We start from the raw sequence: 17375 nt of genomic DNA, 5'->3' as shown, positions 1-17375 counted from the left end.
AAATGACAAATCGTTAAAATCTTAAGCACTTATAATTTTTATCACCAAATCTTTAGTCAATGGTTTTCCATTGGCTATTTTTTTGATGTTTTCAAAGGTGAAGACGAAATCACATCCATTTTTATAATTAGAACAACCATAGGCTGTTTTTCCTTTTAAGATAGTTCCTTGTTTACATTTTGGGCAAGTAATTTTATCCGAACTCTTTTCGACAGAGGTAGAAGAGACTACTTTTTGTTTAGGTTCTAATTTCAATTTAAAATCATCATCAAAACGTATTAAACCTTCAACTGAACCTGCATCTGTTTTAAAGCCTTTTAAATTAGTGGTACAACCTTTATCAATCAAACGTATCAATTGATTTTCTGAAACCTTTTTTCCGTAGATTTCAAACGGAATTTTTAAATCACAATTATTTTTATATTCAGAACAACCAAATGCAGAAGTACCTTTTAAGAGTTGTCCTTTTTCGCATTTCGGGCAAGTTTTTCCTGCTACTTGTTTTTTGGTTGATTTTTTAGTTTTTGATTTAGAAGAACTCTCAACTGAATTCGAACTGACAGTGGCGTTAGAAGTAATTCGTTTTTTAGTAGTGTTAGAACGGACCTCATAGACCAATTGATCTACCATTTTTTTCATGTTATTAATGAAAGTTCCTGCATTGAATTCTCCTCGTTCAATTTCTTTTAAACGTTTTTCCCAACGTCCTGTTAACTCTGCAGATTTCAATAATTCGTTGTCAATGATATTAATTAAATCGATTCCTGTTTGTGTTGGTAGAACTAGTTTTTTCTTACGTTCAATATATTTTCTTCGGAATAAAGTCTCTATAATACTTGCTCTTGTAGAAGGTCTTCCAATTCCGTTTTCTTTCATTAATTCACGTAAATTTTCATCATCTACTTGCTTACCCGCAGTTTCCATGGCGCGTAATAAACTTGCTTCTGTAAAATTTCTTGGTGGTTTTGTTTCCTTTTCTAAAAACGAAGGTTCATGTGGACCTTTTTCACCTTTTACAAATGAAGGCAAGGTCATTTGCTCGTTTAATTCTTTCTTAATTTTGCTTTCTTCTGTTTCAAAAGCTACACGCCAACCTTTGGTTAAAATTTCTTTTCCGGTTGTTTTAAAAGGGACTTCCGCTGCTTTACCGATTACTGAAGTGTTAGAAACATCAGAATCTGGATAAAAAACACCAATAAATCTACGGGTAATAATATCGTACACCTGTTGTTGGTTGTATTGCAAATTCCCCTGAATTCCGGTAGGAATAATCGCGTGGTGATCTGTTACTTTTTTATCATCAAAAACACGTTTCGATTTCTTTATTTTACTACCTAAAAGAGGTTGTGTTAATTCGCTGTAGTTTGTTAATTTAGATAAAATCCCTCCAATTTTAGGATATACATCATTCGGTAAAAAAGTAGTATCAACCCTAGGATACGTAACTACTTTCATCTCATACAGCTTCTGAACCATTTTTAAAGTTTCATCCGCAGAAAAACCAAATTTATTATTACAATATACTTGTAATCCTGTTAAATCAAAAAGTTTAGGAGCGTATTCTTTTCCTTTCTTTTTGGTCACAGAAACAATTTCAAAATCAGATTCCTTAACTTTATTGGCTAAAACTTCACCATCTTCTTGTTTTAGAAAACGTCCGTCTTCATAATTAAAAAGTGTATTTCTGTATTTCGTTTGTAATTCCCAATAAGGTTGTGGTTTAAAATCTCTAATTTCAAAAAAACGATTAACCAACATTGCTAGGGTAGGAGTTTGCACTCTTCCAACCGATAACACTTGTTTGAATCCACCAAACTTTACAGTATACAAACGCGTTGCATTTAAGCCTAAAAGCCAATCTCCAATAGCTCTAGAATACCCTGCATAATATAAATTGTCGTATTTTTCTGCAGGTTTTAAATTCTTAAATCCTTCTTTTATAGCCTCTTCTGTTAAAGATGAAATCCATAAACGCTGAACCTCTCCTTTATAACCAGCTTGATTAATTACCCAACGTTGAATTAATTCTCCTTCTGTCCCCGCATCCCCACAATTGATGACTACCGTGGCTTTATCAAATAAAGATTTTACAATATTGTATTGTTTTCTAATTCCTGCATCTCCCGTAACTTTGGTGTCAAAACGTTCTGGTAACATTGGTAAATTGTTCAAATCCCAACTTTTCCAATGCGGTTTGTAATCTTTAGGCTCTAAAAGCGTGCACAAATGTCCGAATGTATATGTTACCGCATAACCGTTTCCTTCGTAGTAACCATCACGTTTTGTGTTGGCTCCTAGAATACTAGCTATTTCTCTTGCTACAGATGGCTTTTCGGCAATACAGACTTTCATTGATTATTTTTGTGAGGTCGAAATTAAGGAAAAAAAGAAATATATCAAGTTTTTAAAATTGATGAAATTTAAAATTTATAAACAATTGAATATTCTATTTAAGAATTGATTGAAATAAAATAGACCTCACAGGTTTTCAAAACCTGTGAGGTCTGAAACTGATATATGGTTAACTAAATGTTTTTATTAATAACGTTTAATTTTTCTGTTATAAATTTAATAGAAAAATTTACTTGGGAAATTTTATAAATCCTGAATTAACTTATCAGGATTTTGTCTTGTGTCAAAAAGTGTAACAATAATTATTTTTTTTGATGTATATCTATAAAATAAAGTTGTATGTTTTGTAATCACCAATCTGTATAATCCTTTTTTTCTAGATGATTCAGGAAAAATTTCTGGGTGTAATTTTATTGTATCAATACATTTATCTAATTTTTTTACGAAATCAGATTTTATTTCTAAATTCCAACTTGTAATTAAATAATAAAAAAGGTTATCAAGTTTTTTTTGAGCTGTTTTAGTTATGATTACTTTTCTGTTTATTATCTATGAGAAGACATAAAAGTTTCATAACTTGTAGTTTCTTCATTAACGATTTCTAATTCCGCTTTTTTAATTTCTTCTTGCTGTGAAAGTGTTAAATCATTCCAAAAATCATTGTTTAGCCAAAGTGATTTTTCAAGTTTAGATATTGTTTCTTCATTCTCTAAATTGATGAAATCATTAATAAATGCTAGTTTCCTTTTTTGTTGAGAAGGTTTTAGATTATCATAATCTATAATATTTTCATTAACGGCATCTATATCAAAATTAGATTCACCAATTATATTTCCTACTTTTAAAAGAGTTTCCGGATTTTCAATATCCAAAATTTCTTTTATCAATGCTATTTTTGTTGTTTGAATATCCATTTTGTTTTCTTTTTATAAAGATAATAAGTTATTAATTGACTTCATTAAAGCCAATTGAATTCGCTTTCTAACCACATCAACCTCTAGAATTTTTAAACTATATGTTTAAGCAAAGTAAGAATTGTATTTACATCTTTTGCAACAATATTGACAAAAAAAAACTTTTTGGTTTTTAAAAGATGAAGAAACTGTATTTTATTTCAACTTTGAGAGCTCTTTTTTAACATCGTCCCAAGTTGTTTTTTTCTTTTTGTTAGATTCATTAACTTCTTGTTGAATTTCATCTTTTTGAGAATCCGTTAAGTCATCCCAAAGATCATTTTTTTCTATTTTACTGCTCATTTTATAAAGGTAAGGAATTATTATTTTACTTTACTAAAGCCAATTGAATTCGTTTTCTAACTACATCAACCTCTATTACTTTTGCAATAATTTGTTGTTGTAGATTTACAATTGCACTAACATCTTTTACAAAAGTATCAGATAAGTTAGAAACATGAATTAATCCACTTTCTTTGATTCCAACATCTACAAAACACCCAAAATTGGTTATGTTATTTACAATTCCGGGTAAGAGTTGTCCTATTCTTAAATCGTCAATATTTTTAATATTTTTATCAAAAGAAAATACTTTTGCTTTGGCTCTTGGGTCCAAACCTGGTTTTTCTAATTCTTTAATGATATCTTCTAGAGTAGGTAAACCAATAGTTTTTGTAATATAGTTTTTCAGGTTTATTTTCTGAATCAATTCTTTGTTACCAATAAATTCAGAAACTTTTATGTTATTATCTTTGGCCATTTTATCAACCAAAACATAACTTTCTGGATGCACGCCGGAATCATCTAACGGATTTTTTCCTTTTTTTATTCGTAAAAAACCAGCAGCTTGTTCGTATGCTTTTCCGCCTAAACGAGGTACTTTTTTAATGGTATTTCTAGAGGTAAAAGAACCATTTTCATTTCTATAATTCACAATGTTTTCTGCCAATTTTGGTCCAATTCCAGAAACATAACTCAACAAAGATTCACTTGCAGTATTAATGTTTACACCAATGGTATTTACACAACTTTCTACGGTAGTATCAAGAGATTTTTTTAGTTTTGTTTGATCGACATCATGTTGATATTGTCCAACTCCAATCGATTTTGCATCAATTTTCACCAATTCTGCTAAAGGATCTTGTAAACGTCTTCCGATAGAAACAGAACCACGAACGGTAACATCATAATTTGGGAATTCATCTCTAGCTATTTTAGAAGCGGAATAAATAGATGCTCCAGCTTCACTCACTACAAATACATCTACCGAATGTTTAAACTCAATTTTTTTAACCAATTGTTCGGTTTCTCTAGACGCAGTTCCGTTACCAATTGCAATGGCTTCAATTTTATGCGCTTCTACCAAAGAGCTTATTTTTTTGATAGCTTCTATGGTTTGATTTTGTGGTGCATGCGGAAAAATAGTTTCATTATGCTCTAAATCTCCTTGCTCATTTAAACATACAATTTTACAACCAGATCTAAATCCAGGATCGATGGCTAAAATTCTTTTTTCGCCTAAAGGAGCACCTAAAAGCAATTGTTTTAAGTTTTTAGAAAATACGGTTATAGCATCTTCATCTGCATTTTCTTTTACTAATGATAATCTTTCGTTAGATAAAGATGGATACAATAAGCGTTTATAAGCATCTTTTATAGCGAGTTCTATTTGTGGAGTGCATTCGTTTTGCGTACGAATAATTCGTTCTTCCATTTTTTGAAGGGCTCTTTCTGTGTCAATTTCTATTTTAACACGGATAAAACCTTCATTTTCGGCTCTTAAAATTGCTAAAAATCGATGAGATGGAATTCTGCTTAAAGATTCGCTCCAATCAAAGTAATCTTTAAATTTTTGAGCTTTTTCATCTTCAGACTTTGTTTTTATTACTTTAGATGTAATTGTAGCATAACGTTCTAATTCTCGTCTAATATTATTTCTGATATCTGTGCGCTCATTAATCCATTCTGCAATAATGAATCGTGCACCTTCTAATGCATCATCAATAGTTACAACTTCCTTGGACGTGTATTTAGAAGCGGTATGTTCTAAGTCGTTTACACGCTGACTCATCATCATTTTTGCCAGTGGTTCTAAGCCTTGTAAACGAGCAGTTTCTGCTTTGGTTTTTCGCTTTTTCTTAAAAGGTAAATACAAATCTTCTAAAGCAATTAAATCTTTAGAAGTAGTTACTTTTTGTGTTAATTCTGCTGATAAAACATTTTGTTCTTCTAAGGTTTTTAAAATTGCTTTTTTACGCTTTTCTAAGGCTTCAAAAGTTTCTTTAAACTTGACAATATCACCAATTTGAACTTCATCTAAATTACCTGTCCTTTCCTTTCTATACCTACTGATAAAAGGAATTGTAGCATCTTCATTTAACAATGAAATAGTGTTTTCTACAGATTTAGAAGAAAGTTGTGTTTGTTGAATTATATATGAAAGTAACTGCATTTTTTATATGAATTTGATCAGAAAAAAGAACCTCATAAAGTCGAATTTATGAGGTTGTAAATATAGTAGATTTTTGTATTCTTGAGCACAGTAGAAAGGTTAAAATAGTTCTCGAATGTACTCGAACGGATAAAGGTTTTATTTTAAGAAATCACTTTCTCAAAAGCCAATCTTTTTGCATTGTAGCTTGTGTAAATAATTCCGCAATAAGTATAACCCAATTTCTTTATTAAAGATTGCATTCCGAGGTTGTCTTCATGCGTATCAATCTTTAAACTTTCTATTTTTTGATCTTTTAATTGTTGATGAAATTCATTGAAAAGAAATGTTGCCAGACCTAATTTTCTAAACTTTTTTTTAATTGCCATTCTATGGATTACTCCGTACACTTTATCTTCATCTACCAACCAATTTCCGTCTATAACTTCTTTGTAAGTTGGTTCTTTTTTGAATGTAAACATAGAGGTTGCCATAACAATATTGTCATCATTTACAACAACATAACTTTCATTATTTTTGATGTCATTTTCTACTTGCTCAGCATTCGGATATCCGTTTTGCCATTGATCAATATGTAAGGATGCTAAGAGTTCTTTGGCATCATCTATAATTGTCATTATTGCAGGAATATCTTGTAAAGTGGAACGTTTTAATTGCATTTAAAGAGGTTTTAAAAGAAATGTAAATTTAAGTAAAACCGAAAATAAAGTTTACTCTTTTTTATTATTTATTAATCTGACTTAAGTTTTTTTAATGGCATTATTTGTAGACCTATGTTCTTCTAGTTTTTTCTATATGGATTATAGAGTAACTTATACTACTTAAGAATTATGTTTTATTCGCGTTTGTCAATTTCAATTGCCTTTTTATAAAAACTCTCAAATTGAACTTTGTCATATTTTACTCGCATTGCAGCTAAAACATCGTATAAACCTAAACTGCACCACTCCCAAAGCATGGTGTCGAAGTTGTATTTATACATTTGTTTGCCAACTTCGTCACGAATTTTTTGGATTTCTATTTTATCAATTCCAACTCCGTTTAAGTTCTTTTCAATTCTTTTTTCCTCTTCAGTTGTCAATTCAGTATCAAGATAAGGTTCTAGAATCCAATCCCAATTCCAGCTATGTTTTTTAATTTTTATGTTATTAGTTTTCGCAAAACTTAGAAGTGCTGATTTTTGTTCTGATGTTATAAAAACAATATCGTTATCGGTATAAATTCTACAAACTCCAAACTCTGTACTTATAAAATTGATTTCGTTAGCACTTATTAATTTGTTAGGATAAGCAATTGAAGGTTGAAAAGGATATTCGGAAATAGAAATTTTATGTTCTCTAATTTCTGATTTTCCAATTCCGCATAAAAAGTTATTCATTTCATAATCAGTTGCATTAAAAAAGGCTCCACTTTTTTTTTCTTTAAAAATTTTTTTAATGAAATTCATGGTTTTTGTTATGTTATGAGGAGTGTAGTTATATCTTGAATTTGCGATTTTTAGTAAACTAATAGTAGGAGTGGAGATTCAACTTTTTTAATCAAACACTAATTTTAATATTTAGTATTCTAGGTAAGTATTTTTGTGTTTTAAATCTCGTTTACATCTTTCAACATACTTATATCAAAAAATAAAACACCTTTTTTATAGATGTCTAAAAAAGGTGTTTTATTAATTTTGAATACTATTTGTATTTATATCATTTTAAAATCTAACAACAATTCTCCGTTTACAGAACATTGTAATTGATCTCCTTTAAAAATTTCTCCTTTTCCTAGGGCAGGAGTTCCTGTAAAAATTAAATCTCCTGGCTGTAACGTCATGTATTTAGAAATAAACACAATAATATCAGCAAAATCATGAATCATATACGCTGTATTACTTTTTTGCTTCTCTTCTCCGTTTATTTTTAAATCGAAATCAATATCACCTAAATTATAATCAGAAACCGGTTTAAAACTAGAAATAGGAGCAGCACCATCAAAACCTTTCGCAAAATCCCAAGGATGTTTAGTTTCTCTAGCGTCTTTTAAAATATCTGTAGCGGTATAATCAATACCAACAGCAATTTCAGAAATGTAAGAATTTGCAGTTTCTTTAGAAATGTTTTTTCCTTCTTTACCTATTTTAACAACCAATTCTACTTCGTAAATTAACTCGTTTGTAATGCTACTTGGGTACTCCACATCACAATTAACAGCTAAACTACTTTCTGGCTTAGAAAAGATAAACTTTTTTGCATTCTTTTTTTCTGCAATGTCTTTTAAGTCAGTAATGTAATTACTTCCAATTCCTAATATTTTCATTTTAAACTTGTTTTAATTGTATAAGGTAAATTTAATAAAAAAATCCACCAAAAAATATATTTTCTGATGGATTTATAACTTGTTTAAAAGCTTTTCTTAAGCTTCTACTTTTTCTGTTTTAGAAAAATCTACTACAACTTGGTTGTGTAAAATATCTTGAATTGTTTGTCTTTTTCTAATAAGGTAATCTTTTCCTTTATGCACCATAACTTCTGCAGGAATGTAGCGAGAGTTGTAGTTAGACGCCATTGAAAAACAATATGCACCTGCGTTGTGGAAACATAAAACATCTTCTTCTGAAATCTCTGCAATTCTTCTATTTGATGCAAATGTATCCGTTTCACAAATATAACCTACTACCGAATAATAACGATCTCTTCCTTTTGGGTTAGAAATGTTGGTAATATGGTGGTAAGAATCGTACATCATTGGTCTTACTAAGTGATTGAAACCAGAATCTACATGTGCAAAAACCGTAGAAGTTGTCTGTTTAACAACATTTACTTTCGCTAAAAAAGAACCTGCTTCTGAAACTAAGAATTTACCAGGTTCAAACATTAAAGTAATGTCTTTACCATAATCTGCACAAAATTCATTGAATCTTTCTGATAATTGCAAGCCTAATTGCTCTATATCTGTAGAAATATCTCCTTCTTTATAAGGAACTTTAAATCCACTTCCAAAATCGATAAAATCGATGTTTTCGAATTGTTTAGCTACATCAAATAAAATATCAGAGGCACGTAAAAAAGTATCGATATCTAAAATATCAGAACCAGTATGCATGTGAATTCCGTTGATATTCATCCCAGTATTTTCTACCACACGTTTTATATGAGGTACTTGGTGAATAGAAATTCCGAATTTAGAATCGATATGACCCACAGAAATTTTAGAATTTCCACCTGCCATAATATGTGGATTGATACGCACACAAACAGGGATTTCTGGATGTTTTTGTCCGAATTGCTCTAAAATTGAAAGGTTATCAATATTAATTTGAACACCCAATTTAGCAACTTGTTCAATTTCAGATAAAGAAACACCATTTGGGGTGTAAATAATATCGTGAGGCTCAATTCCTGTTGTTAAACACAGTTGAACTTCTTGAAAAGAAACAGTATCTAAACCAGAACCTAAGTCTTTAAAGAACTTTAATATATTAATATTAGAAAGTGCTTTTACAGCATAATTTAGCTTTAAACTTTTAACACTACTAAAAGCATTTGTTAGTCTGTTGTATTGAGATTCTATTTTATCTGTATCGTAAACATATAACGGACTTCCGTATGTATTTGCTAACTTAATTAATTGTGCGTTTTTCACTTTGTTTTATTTTATATCAGACGTCAAAAGTAATAAAATTGTTCAGTAAATAATGACTTGTTTAAAAATATAACATATTGTTTTTTTTTGTGATTTTTATGCGGAATTTGTATTTTTGACTTACAGTTAAATTTGATGATTTTTACCTTAATTTTTTTAGATTTTATTTTTTATAAGTTGATGAGATTTAGAGAAAAAAAGCGTTAAAATCATGTTGATAACTAATTGTCTGAACCCTTTTATTTTAGCTTGTTTAATGCTATTTTAGCAAGGCTTCAAACCTAACAATAGTAACATATTTCATGAGTCAAGAAACAAAATATACCGAAGATAATATCAGGTCTTTAGACTGGAAAGAGCATATAAGAATGCGTCCCGGAATGTACATTGGTAAATTGGGCGATGGGTCTTCTGCAGACGATGGAATTTACATTCTTGTAAAAGAAGTTTTAGACAACTCTATAGATGAGTATGTTATGGGCGCCGGAAAAACCATTGAAATCTCTATTCATGGAAGCAAAGTTATTGTTAGAGATTACGGACGTGGAATTCCTTTAGGGAAAGTAGTTGACGTAGTTTCTAAGATGAATACTGGTGGTAAATACGACTCTAAAGCGTTTAAAAAATCTGTAGGTTTAAATGGAGTTGGTACAAAGGCTGTAAATGCACTTTCATCATTTTTTAGGGTAGAATCTTCTCGTGAAGGAAAATCTGCTTCGGCAGAATTTAGCCAAGGAAATTTAGAAAATGAAGAGTTTTTAGAAGAATCATCAAGAAGAAAGGGAACCAAAGTTTCTTTTATACCGGATGAAGAAATTTTTAAGAAATACAAGTTTAGGAATGAGTATGTAGCAAAAATGTTAAAATATTATGTGTATTTAAACCCCGGTTTAACCATAATTTTTAACGGCGAAAAATTTATTTCAGAAAACGGACTGAAAGATTTATTGGAAGATAATAACAATGTAGAAGATATGTTGTATCCAATAATTCACTTAAAAGGTGATGATATAGAAGTTGCCATTACGCATAGTAAAACGCAATATTCAGAAGAATATCATTCTTTTGTAAATGGGCAACATACCACACAAGGAGGAACGCATCAATCTGCATTTAGAGAAGCAATTGTAAAAACAATTAGAGAATTTTACGGAAAAGCTTTTGAAGCTTCGGATATTCGTAAATCTATTATTTCTGCAGTTGCCATAAAGGTAATGGAACCTGTTTTTGAGAGTCAGACAAAAACAAAATTAGGTTCTACAGATATGGGAGGCGATTTACCAACTGTAAGAACCTACATAAATGATTTCTTAAAAACAAAATTAGATAATTACCTGCATAGAAATACAGATGTTGCAGATGCGTTACACAGAAAAATTGTTCAGGCAGAAAAAGAAAGAAAAGAACTTTCAGGAATTAGAAAGCTAGCAAAAGACAGAGCTAAGAAATCTAGTTTACACAATAAAAAATTACGTGATTGCAGAGTTCATTTAGGTGATACAAAAAAAGAGGCCTATCTAGAATCGACACTTTTTATTACTGAGGGAGATTCTGCATCTGGTTCTATTACTAAATCTAGAAATGTAAATACACAAGCAGTTTTTAGTTTAAAAGGAAAGCCTTTAAACTCTTACGGATTAAGTAAGAAAATTGTGTATGAGAATGAAGAGTTTAACCTTTTACAAGCCGCTTTAAATATAGAAGATGGTTTAGAAGATTTGCGTTATAATAATATTGTAATTGCAACAGATGCCGATGTAGATGGTATGCACATTCGTTTGTTATTGATTACATTTTTCTTACAATTTTTCCCTGAATTGATAAAAGAAGGGCATTTGTATATTTTAGAAACTCCGTTGTTTAGAGTCCGTAATAAAAAGGAAACTTTTTATTGTTATTCTGACGAAGAAAAAAGAGATGCGATTGCAAAGTTGAGAGGAAAACCAGAGATAACTCGATTTAAAGGTTTGGGTGAGATTTCGCCAAACGAGTTTGTTCATTTTATAGGAAATGATATTCGTTTAGATCCTGTAATGTTAGACAAAGAAATGTCTATTGAGCAGATGCTAGAGTTTTATATGGGGAAAAATACTCCAGATAGACAGAAGTTTATTATTGAGAATTTAAAGGTTGAATTGGATACTATAGAGGATGAAGAGAGTCTATCTTAAATCTTTTCCGAAGGAAAGGACTTTGATTAGTTTAGGATGCTGGAAATAAATGAAACCATAATGAATAAAGAAATATCAGAAGTAAGAAGAGTTTATACCAATACCGACATTCAAAGAAAAATTTCGGATGTTTTACGTAATTTTAATGAGAATGAATTAGATGAATTTTGCAATAAAGAATATAGTAAAGAACTTTTTAATTTAAGTTTTAGTTTACTTGTTAAGTATCATAAAAAGGATTCAATAGATAGCAAGAACGAATTAATTAAAAGAAATGGATTAAATCGTTGGACATATAAGTATAACATTGAATCTAAAAATTACATTTATGCTATCTCAACACAATGGTATAAACGTCATGATGAATTTGTTCAAAGATGGCTTAATAAAAACAATTAATTAGAGGAGCCAAATTGGCTCTTCCAAATTAATAAAGACCTCAAAGGTTTTTAAAACCTTTGAGGTCTGAAGAAGTTATTAAAACAAACTTTTTTTAAAGTTTAGATAATAAAAAGAAAATGAATAATCACGATAAAAATATAGAATTGGTGTTTATGTCATTGCGAGTAACGAAGTAATTTTATGTGTAAAATAAAGATTGCTACAGAAAGTGAAAAATTTTCTTCGCAACGACAAGAAGAAAGAACCAAAATTGTTTTTAAAAAAGATTAAGATTAAAAAATATAGTTGGCAAGTACGCTGCGTTAGGGATTGAAGCGACATCCTTTTTGCTTTTTTTGCAAAAAGATACAGCGAAAAGCCCGTTAAAACGCTAAAAAAATAAAATAAGTAAACTCTTAAACGAATAAACGTTTTTTTAAATGAGTGAAGAAATTAACGAGAACGAACACGAAGAAGAATTAACGAATCCTGAAAATCAATCTGATTCTCTAGAAAACTCTGCAGAAGCAGTAGAAACCATAACTAAAGTTACAGGAATGTACAAGGAGTGGTTTTTAGATTATGCTAGTTATGTAATTTTAGAAAGAGCGGTTCCGTCATTAGAAGACGGGTTAAAACCTGTGCAGCGTAGAATTATGCATTCTATGAAAGATTTAGATGATGGACGTTACAATAAAGTAGCGAATATTGTTGGTCACACCATGCAATATCACCCACATGGTGATGCTTCTATTGCTGATGCTATGGTGCAAATTGGTCAGAAAGAATTGCTGATTGATATGCAAGGAAACTGGGGAAATATCTTAACAGGAGATAGAGCTGCCGCTTCTCGTTATATTGAAGCGCGTTTGTCTAAATTTGCCTTGGATGTTGTTTTTAATCCAAAAACTACAGCTTGGAAAATGTCTTATGACGGACGAAGAAAAGAGCCGATAGATTTACCAGTAAAATTTCCGTTATTGTTAGCGCAAGGAGCAGAGGGAATTGCGGTTGGTTTGTCTACTAAAATATTACCACATAACTTTATTGAATTAATAGACGCTTCTATAAAGTACTTAAAAGGGAGAAGTTTTAAAATTGTTCCTGATTTTTTAACAGGGGGAATTGCAGATTTCACTCATTATAATGATGGTAAACGTGGAGGAAAAGTTAGGGTTCGTGCTAAAATACACCAACTTGATAAAAAGACGTTGGTAATTACTGAAATTCCGTTTTCTACGACCACCACCACTTTAATTGATAGTATTTTAAAAGCCAATGATAAAGGGAAGATTAAGATAAAGAAAATTGAAGATAATACAGCAGCGGAAGTAGAAATTTTGGTGCATTTACCACCAAATGTATCGCCAGATAAGTCGATTGACGCATTGTATGCTTTTACAAGTTGCGAAACATCTATATCGCCTTTAGCATGTACTATAGAAAATAATACACCTGTTTTTGTAGGTGTTTCTGAAATGTTAAAGCATTCTACAGATTTAACAGTAGAGTTGCTTAAAAAAGAATTAGAAATTCAGTTAAACGAACTTGAGGAGCAATGGCATTTTTCTTCTTTAGAACGTATTTTTATTGAGAACAGAATTTACCGTGATATAGAGGAAGAAGAAACTTGGGATGGTGTAATTGAGGCGATAGACAGGGGGTTAAAACCGCATATTAAACATTTAAAACGTGCGATTACTGTAGATGATATTACACGTCTAACAGAAATTAGAATTAAAAAAATATCTAAGTTTGATATTGACAAAGCACGTCAGTTTATAGAAGGTTTAGAGGAAAAAATTGCTGTAGTTAAAAATCATTTAGCTAATTTAATAGAGTTTGCAATAAACTATTTTAAGCGATTAAAAGAGACTTACGGAAAAGATAAAGAGCGTAAAACAGAAATTAGAATTTTTGATGATATTGTAGCCTCTAAAGTGGCAATGAACAACGCAAAACTCTATGTAAATAGAGAAGAAGGTTTTATAGGAACTTCTCTAAAAAGGGATGAGTTTGTAACCGATTGTTCTGATATTGATGATGTAATTGTCTTTAGAAAAGATGGTGGAATGATGGTGTCTAAAGTAGGTTCTAAAACCTTTGTGGGTAAAGATATTATTCATGTTGCTATCTTTAAAAAGAAAGACAGAAGAACGGTTTATAATTTTATGTATAGAGATGGTGCTAGAGGTGCATCTTATATGAAACGTTTTAATGTTACCTCTGTAACTAGAGATAAAGAGTACGATTTAACTAATGGAAATAAAGCATCTATTGTACATTACTTTAGTGCAAACCCAAATGGAGAAGCAGAAGTTGTAACGGTTAATTTACGTGCAGCTGGTAGTGTTAAAAAATTAAAATGGGATATAGATTTTGCCGATTTAGCTGTAAAAGGTAGAGCGGTAAGAGGTAATAGAATTACAAAGTATGCTATTAAATCTGTAGATTTTAAATCTGAAGGTGTTTCTACATTAAAACCTCGTAAAATTTGGTTTGATGACACCGTACAGCGTTTAAATGTTGATGAAAGAGGAGAGTTATTAGGGGAGTTTAGAGCAGAAGATAAGTTATTAATTATTACACAAAGTGGAAAAGCAAAAGCGGTAAAACCAAATTTAGCCATGCATTTTGAAGATGATATGATTGTCTTAGAAAAATGGAAACCTAACAAGCCAATTTCTGCAATATATTTTGATGGTGAAAAAGAGCGTTATTACGTAAAACGTTTCTTAATTGAAACAACTGAAAAAGAAGAAGAATTTATTTCTGATCATGTAAAAAGTCAGTTAGAAATTGTTGCAACGGATTATAGACCAATTGCTGAAGTTCAATTTTCTAAAAGAAGTTTAGAAAATGAAGAAGTCAATTTTGAAGAATTTATAGCTGTAAAAGGTATAAAAGCGCAAGGAAACCAGTTAACAACCGATAAAATTAAACAAGTTAGTTTATTAGCATCTTTACCTTTTGAAGAACCAGAAGAAGAAATATCTGATGATATAGAGGTTGTTGATGAGGAAGTTGTTGAAGATGAATTGCCTATTGATATTCCGGTACCGGAAACTAAAAAACCTATTTTAGAAGAACTTTCTGCAGAAGAAAAAGCAAAAATTGCATTACAAAAATCGATAGCAAGAAAAAAAGCAGAGCAGAAAAAAATAGATGATGAAAATCAGACGAAGTTGTTTTAAGTTCTTTTGGTTTTAATATGTAAAGTTATTATAATTAGCTTAAATTATAAGGGTGAAGAAAATAGGTTTAATTGGAGGTATCACGCCAGAATCTACCATTTTATATTATCGAATTTTAAATGAATTGAATGTTAGCAATTTAGGGAAACCTCATTCTGCAAAGGTAATTATCAATTCTTTTGATTTTGGTCAAATTTCTAAACTTCAAAAAGAAGGAAGATGGGATTTGTTAGATCAATTAATGGCAGATGCTGGAAAAAGTTTAGAAAAAGCTGGTGCAACTTGTATTTTAATTTGTGCAAATACGATGCATTTATGTATAGATGCTGTTAATAAAGTAGTCAATATTCCTGTTCTTCATATTGCAGAAGCAACATCGAAAAATATTATTGAAAAGAAAATTAAAAAGGTTGCTTTACTCGGAACAAAATATACTATGGAAAAAGATTTTTTTATAGATGTTTTAACTTCGTTTGGTATAGAGGCAATGATTCCTAATGCTAAAGAAAGAGAAGTAATTCATAATGTAATTTATGAAGAACTCTCTGTTGGTAACATAAATCCAGTTTCAAAAGAAAGGTATTTAAAGATTGTTAAGAGGTTAATTAAAGGTGGGGCAGAAGGTATTGTTTTAGGATGTACAGAGATTCCATTATTAATTTCTCAAGAGGATATTTCTGTACCTGTTTTTGATACAACAAGAATTCATGCAACTGCTGCTTTTAATCTTTCAACTAAAAACCAACAACAGCAGCAACAACAGCAACAATAAATTTATTTTTTTAGAACGAGTAAAAGTTTAGAACGATATACACAACGTTAAATGAGATATAAATTAATAATCTTATTTTTATTTTATCATATTGTAAGTTTTTCACAAGATGAAATTTATTTTTATAAAGATGTAGATAATACCCTTACTCTAAAAAACGTTAAGGAGAAAGAGTTTGTATTGCTTAAAGATCAAATAAATGAAGGTTATACAAATGCTACATATTGGTTTAAAATACCGGCTTACCAAACAAAAACAAAATATATTTTTAGGTTTTCTTACGACAGGTATAATGAAGCAACTGTGTATCAGGGTTTTTATCAAATAGATAAACTACCAAATCAAAGATATTTAACGTATTCTTTTTTTAGAGATTACGATGTGTTTATTAAAATTAAGCCAAAGCTTCATTCAACATTTCCAATTGAATTTAATACAGACGAAATCTCTTTGTTAAATCAAAAACACCAACTCATATTTAATTGTTTTTATTACGGCATTGCTTTTCTTATTATTCTCTATAATTTCTTTTATTATATATTATTTAAAGATGATGCATTTCTATTTTATTCTTTGTTTTCAGGTTTTATGTGTTTCGGTATTTTTACAATGGACGGAATGCTTAATTTTTATAACCTTAGTGAAGGACTTAAAGACTTTATAATGGTTTTAAACTATATCTTAATGGTATATTTTTCTTCCAAATTTGTGAATAGTTATTTATCTTTAGATTGTTATTATCCAAAACTAAAAAAATATAGTTATATAATTGGTGCTCTTATCGTTGTAATGGGAACTCTATATTTAACTCTAAAAAATTATTATTTTTTACTGACCTTAAGTATATTGGTTTTTTCATTAATTTTCACATATTGGATTGCTTCCATTTTATTGTTTAATAAAAATATTTATACAAAAATTTTGGTTTTTGCAGAGTCTCTTCTTTTATTCTCTGCAATTGATTTTTTTATTTTAAAATTTATTGGAATAACGGTGATAAATATTGATTCTATATCTATTAAAATTGGTGCTTTTTTTGAAATGATAATTCTTTCTTTTGGAGTGCTGTATAGAATGAAAATGTTAATTAAAGAAAATGATTTTATGAAAAATGAAATCATAAACTATTCTAGAGAAATTGAAGTTCTTTCTGTTAATATAAAAGGCGATTCTAATTCACATAGTATAGGTAATCTAAGCATTAGAGAAAAAGAAATATTTGATTTAATCGTTTTAGGGAAATCAAATAAAATAATTGCGGATGATTTAAATATCTCTATAAATACAGTTAAATTCCATGTTAAAAATATTTATGGAAAATTAAATATTAAAAGTAGAAAAGAAGTTTTAAAAATTTAAACTATTTTAGTAATAATTAATAAAAAGGAAAATTTACGTTAATATTAAAACAATTTATATAGTGTTTATTTAAAACGTAGTAGATATTTTTCTTATGTTATTGTTTGGTTT

14 protein-coding genes are annotated in these 17375 nt (G+C 29.7%); 5 read left to right on the top strand and 9 right to left on the bottom strand.

The window, feature by feature from the left end:
- Positions 1-21: 21 nt before the first annotated feature.
- The 9 genes from WHD08_RS03245 to lysA form a co-directional block, all read right to left on the bottom strand.
- A complete protein-coding gene (locus tag WHD08_RS03245) occupies positions 22-2352 on the bottom strand; it encodes a type IA DNA topoisomerase (protein ID WP_208889241.1) in 2331 nt (776 codons plus the stop codon).
- A 243-nt stretch (positions 2353-2595) separates the two neighbouring features.
- Positions 2596-2880, bottom strand: a complete 285-nt coding sequence (locus tag WHD08_RS03240; protein WP_302849295.1) for a type II toxin-antitoxin system RelE/ParE family toxin — start codon at positions 2878-2880, stop codon at positions 2596-2598.
- 17 nt (positions 2881-2897) lie between these two features.
- Positions 2898-3266 (bottom strand): hypothetical protein, encoded by a 369-nt coding sequence (locus WHD08_RS03235; RefSeq protein WP_208889242.1) that lies wholly within the window; start codon positions 3264-3266, stop codon positions 2898-2900.
- Positions 3267-3461: 195 nt separating this feature from the next.
- The gene (locus WHD08_RS03230; protein WP_208889243.1) at positions 3462-3608 is read right to left on the bottom strand and encodes a hypothetical protein; all 147 of its coding nucleotides are present in this window, start codon (positions 3606-3608) and stop codon (positions 3462-3464) included.
- A gap of 25 nt (positions 3609-3633) precedes the next feature.
- The gene (locus tag WHD08_RS03225) at positions 3634-5757 is read right to left on the bottom strand and encodes a Tex family protein (RefSeq protein ID WP_208889244.1); all 2124 of its coding nucleotides are present in this window, start codon (positions 5755-5757) and stop codon (positions 3634-3636) included.
- 143 nt (positions 5758-5900) lie between these two features.
- Positions 5901-6416, bottom strand: a complete 516-nt coding sequence (locus tag WHD08_RS03220) for a GNAT family N-acetyltransferase (RefSeq protein ID WP_165733194.1) — start codon at positions 6414-6416, stop codon at positions 5901-5903.
- A gap of 176 nt (positions 6417-6592) precedes the next feature.
- Positions 6593-7204 (bottom strand): hypothetical protein, encoded by a 612-nt coding sequence (locus WHD08_RS03215; protein ID WP_208889245.1) that lies wholly within the window; start codon positions 7202-7204, stop codon positions 6593-6595.
- A 245-nt stretch (positions 7205-7449) separates the two neighbouring features.
- A complete protein-coding gene (locus WHD08_RS03210; protein ID WP_208889246.1) occupies positions 7450-8061 on the bottom strand; it encodes a fumarylacetoacetate hydrolase family protein in 612 nt (203 codons plus the stop codon).
- Between the two features lie 96 nt (positions 8062-8157).
- Positions 8158-9387, bottom strand: coding sequence for a diaminopimelate decarboxylase (lysA, locus tag WHD08_RS03205; RefSeq protein ID WP_208889247.1), 1230 nt, complete (start codon positions 9385-9387; stop codon positions 8158-8160).
- A gap of 302 nt (positions 9388-9689) precedes the next feature.
- On the opposite strand from lysA, the gene WHD08_RS03200 reads away from it, so the two are divergent.
- The 5 genes from WHD08_RS03200 to WHD08_RS03180 all read left to right on the top strand — a co-directional run bounded on the left by WHD08_RS03200 (position 9690) and on the right by WHD08_RS03180 (position 17264).
- A complete protein-coding gene (locus WHD08_RS03200) occupies positions 9690-11558 on the top strand; it encodes a DNA topoisomerase IV subunit B (protein ID WP_165733190.1) in 1869 nt (622 codons plus the stop codon).
- Positions 11559-11594: 36 nt separating this feature from the next.
- Positions 11595-11957, top strand: coding sequence for a hypothetical protein (locus WHD08_RS03195; protein ID WP_261973344.1), 363 nt, complete (start codon positions 11595-11597; stop codon positions 11955-11957).
- A gap of 422 nt (positions 11958-12379) precedes the next feature.
- On the top strand, positions 12380-15133 hold the full coding sequence (locus tag WHD08_RS03190; protein WP_208889249.1) for a DNA gyrase/topoisomerase IV subunit A: 2754 nt from the start codon (positions 12380-12382) through the stop codon (positions 15131-15133).
- A 52-nt stretch (positions 15134-15185) separates the two neighbouring features.
- Positions 15186-15905, top strand: coding sequence for an aspartate/glutamate racemase family protein (locus tag WHD08_RS03185; protein ID WP_208889250.1), 720 nt, complete (start codon positions 15186-15188; stop codon positions 15903-15905).
- Positions 15906-15956: 51 nt separating this feature from the next.
- On the top strand, positions 15957-17264 hold the full coding sequence (locus tag WHD08_RS03180; RefSeq protein WP_208889251.1) for a LuxR C-terminal-related transcriptional regulator: 1308 nt from the start codon (positions 15957-15959) through the stop codon (positions 17262-17264).
- The last annotated feature ends 111 nt before the right edge of the window (positions 17265-17375 follow it).

Origin of the sequence: Polaribacter sejongensis (genome assembly GCF_038024065.1) — a bacterium.
Classification (GTDB): Bacteria; Bacteroidota; Bacteroidia; order Flavobacteriales; family Flavobacteriaceae; genus Polaribacter; species Polaribacter sejongensis.
This window is presented reverse-complemented; position numbering and strand designations above follow the sequence as displayed.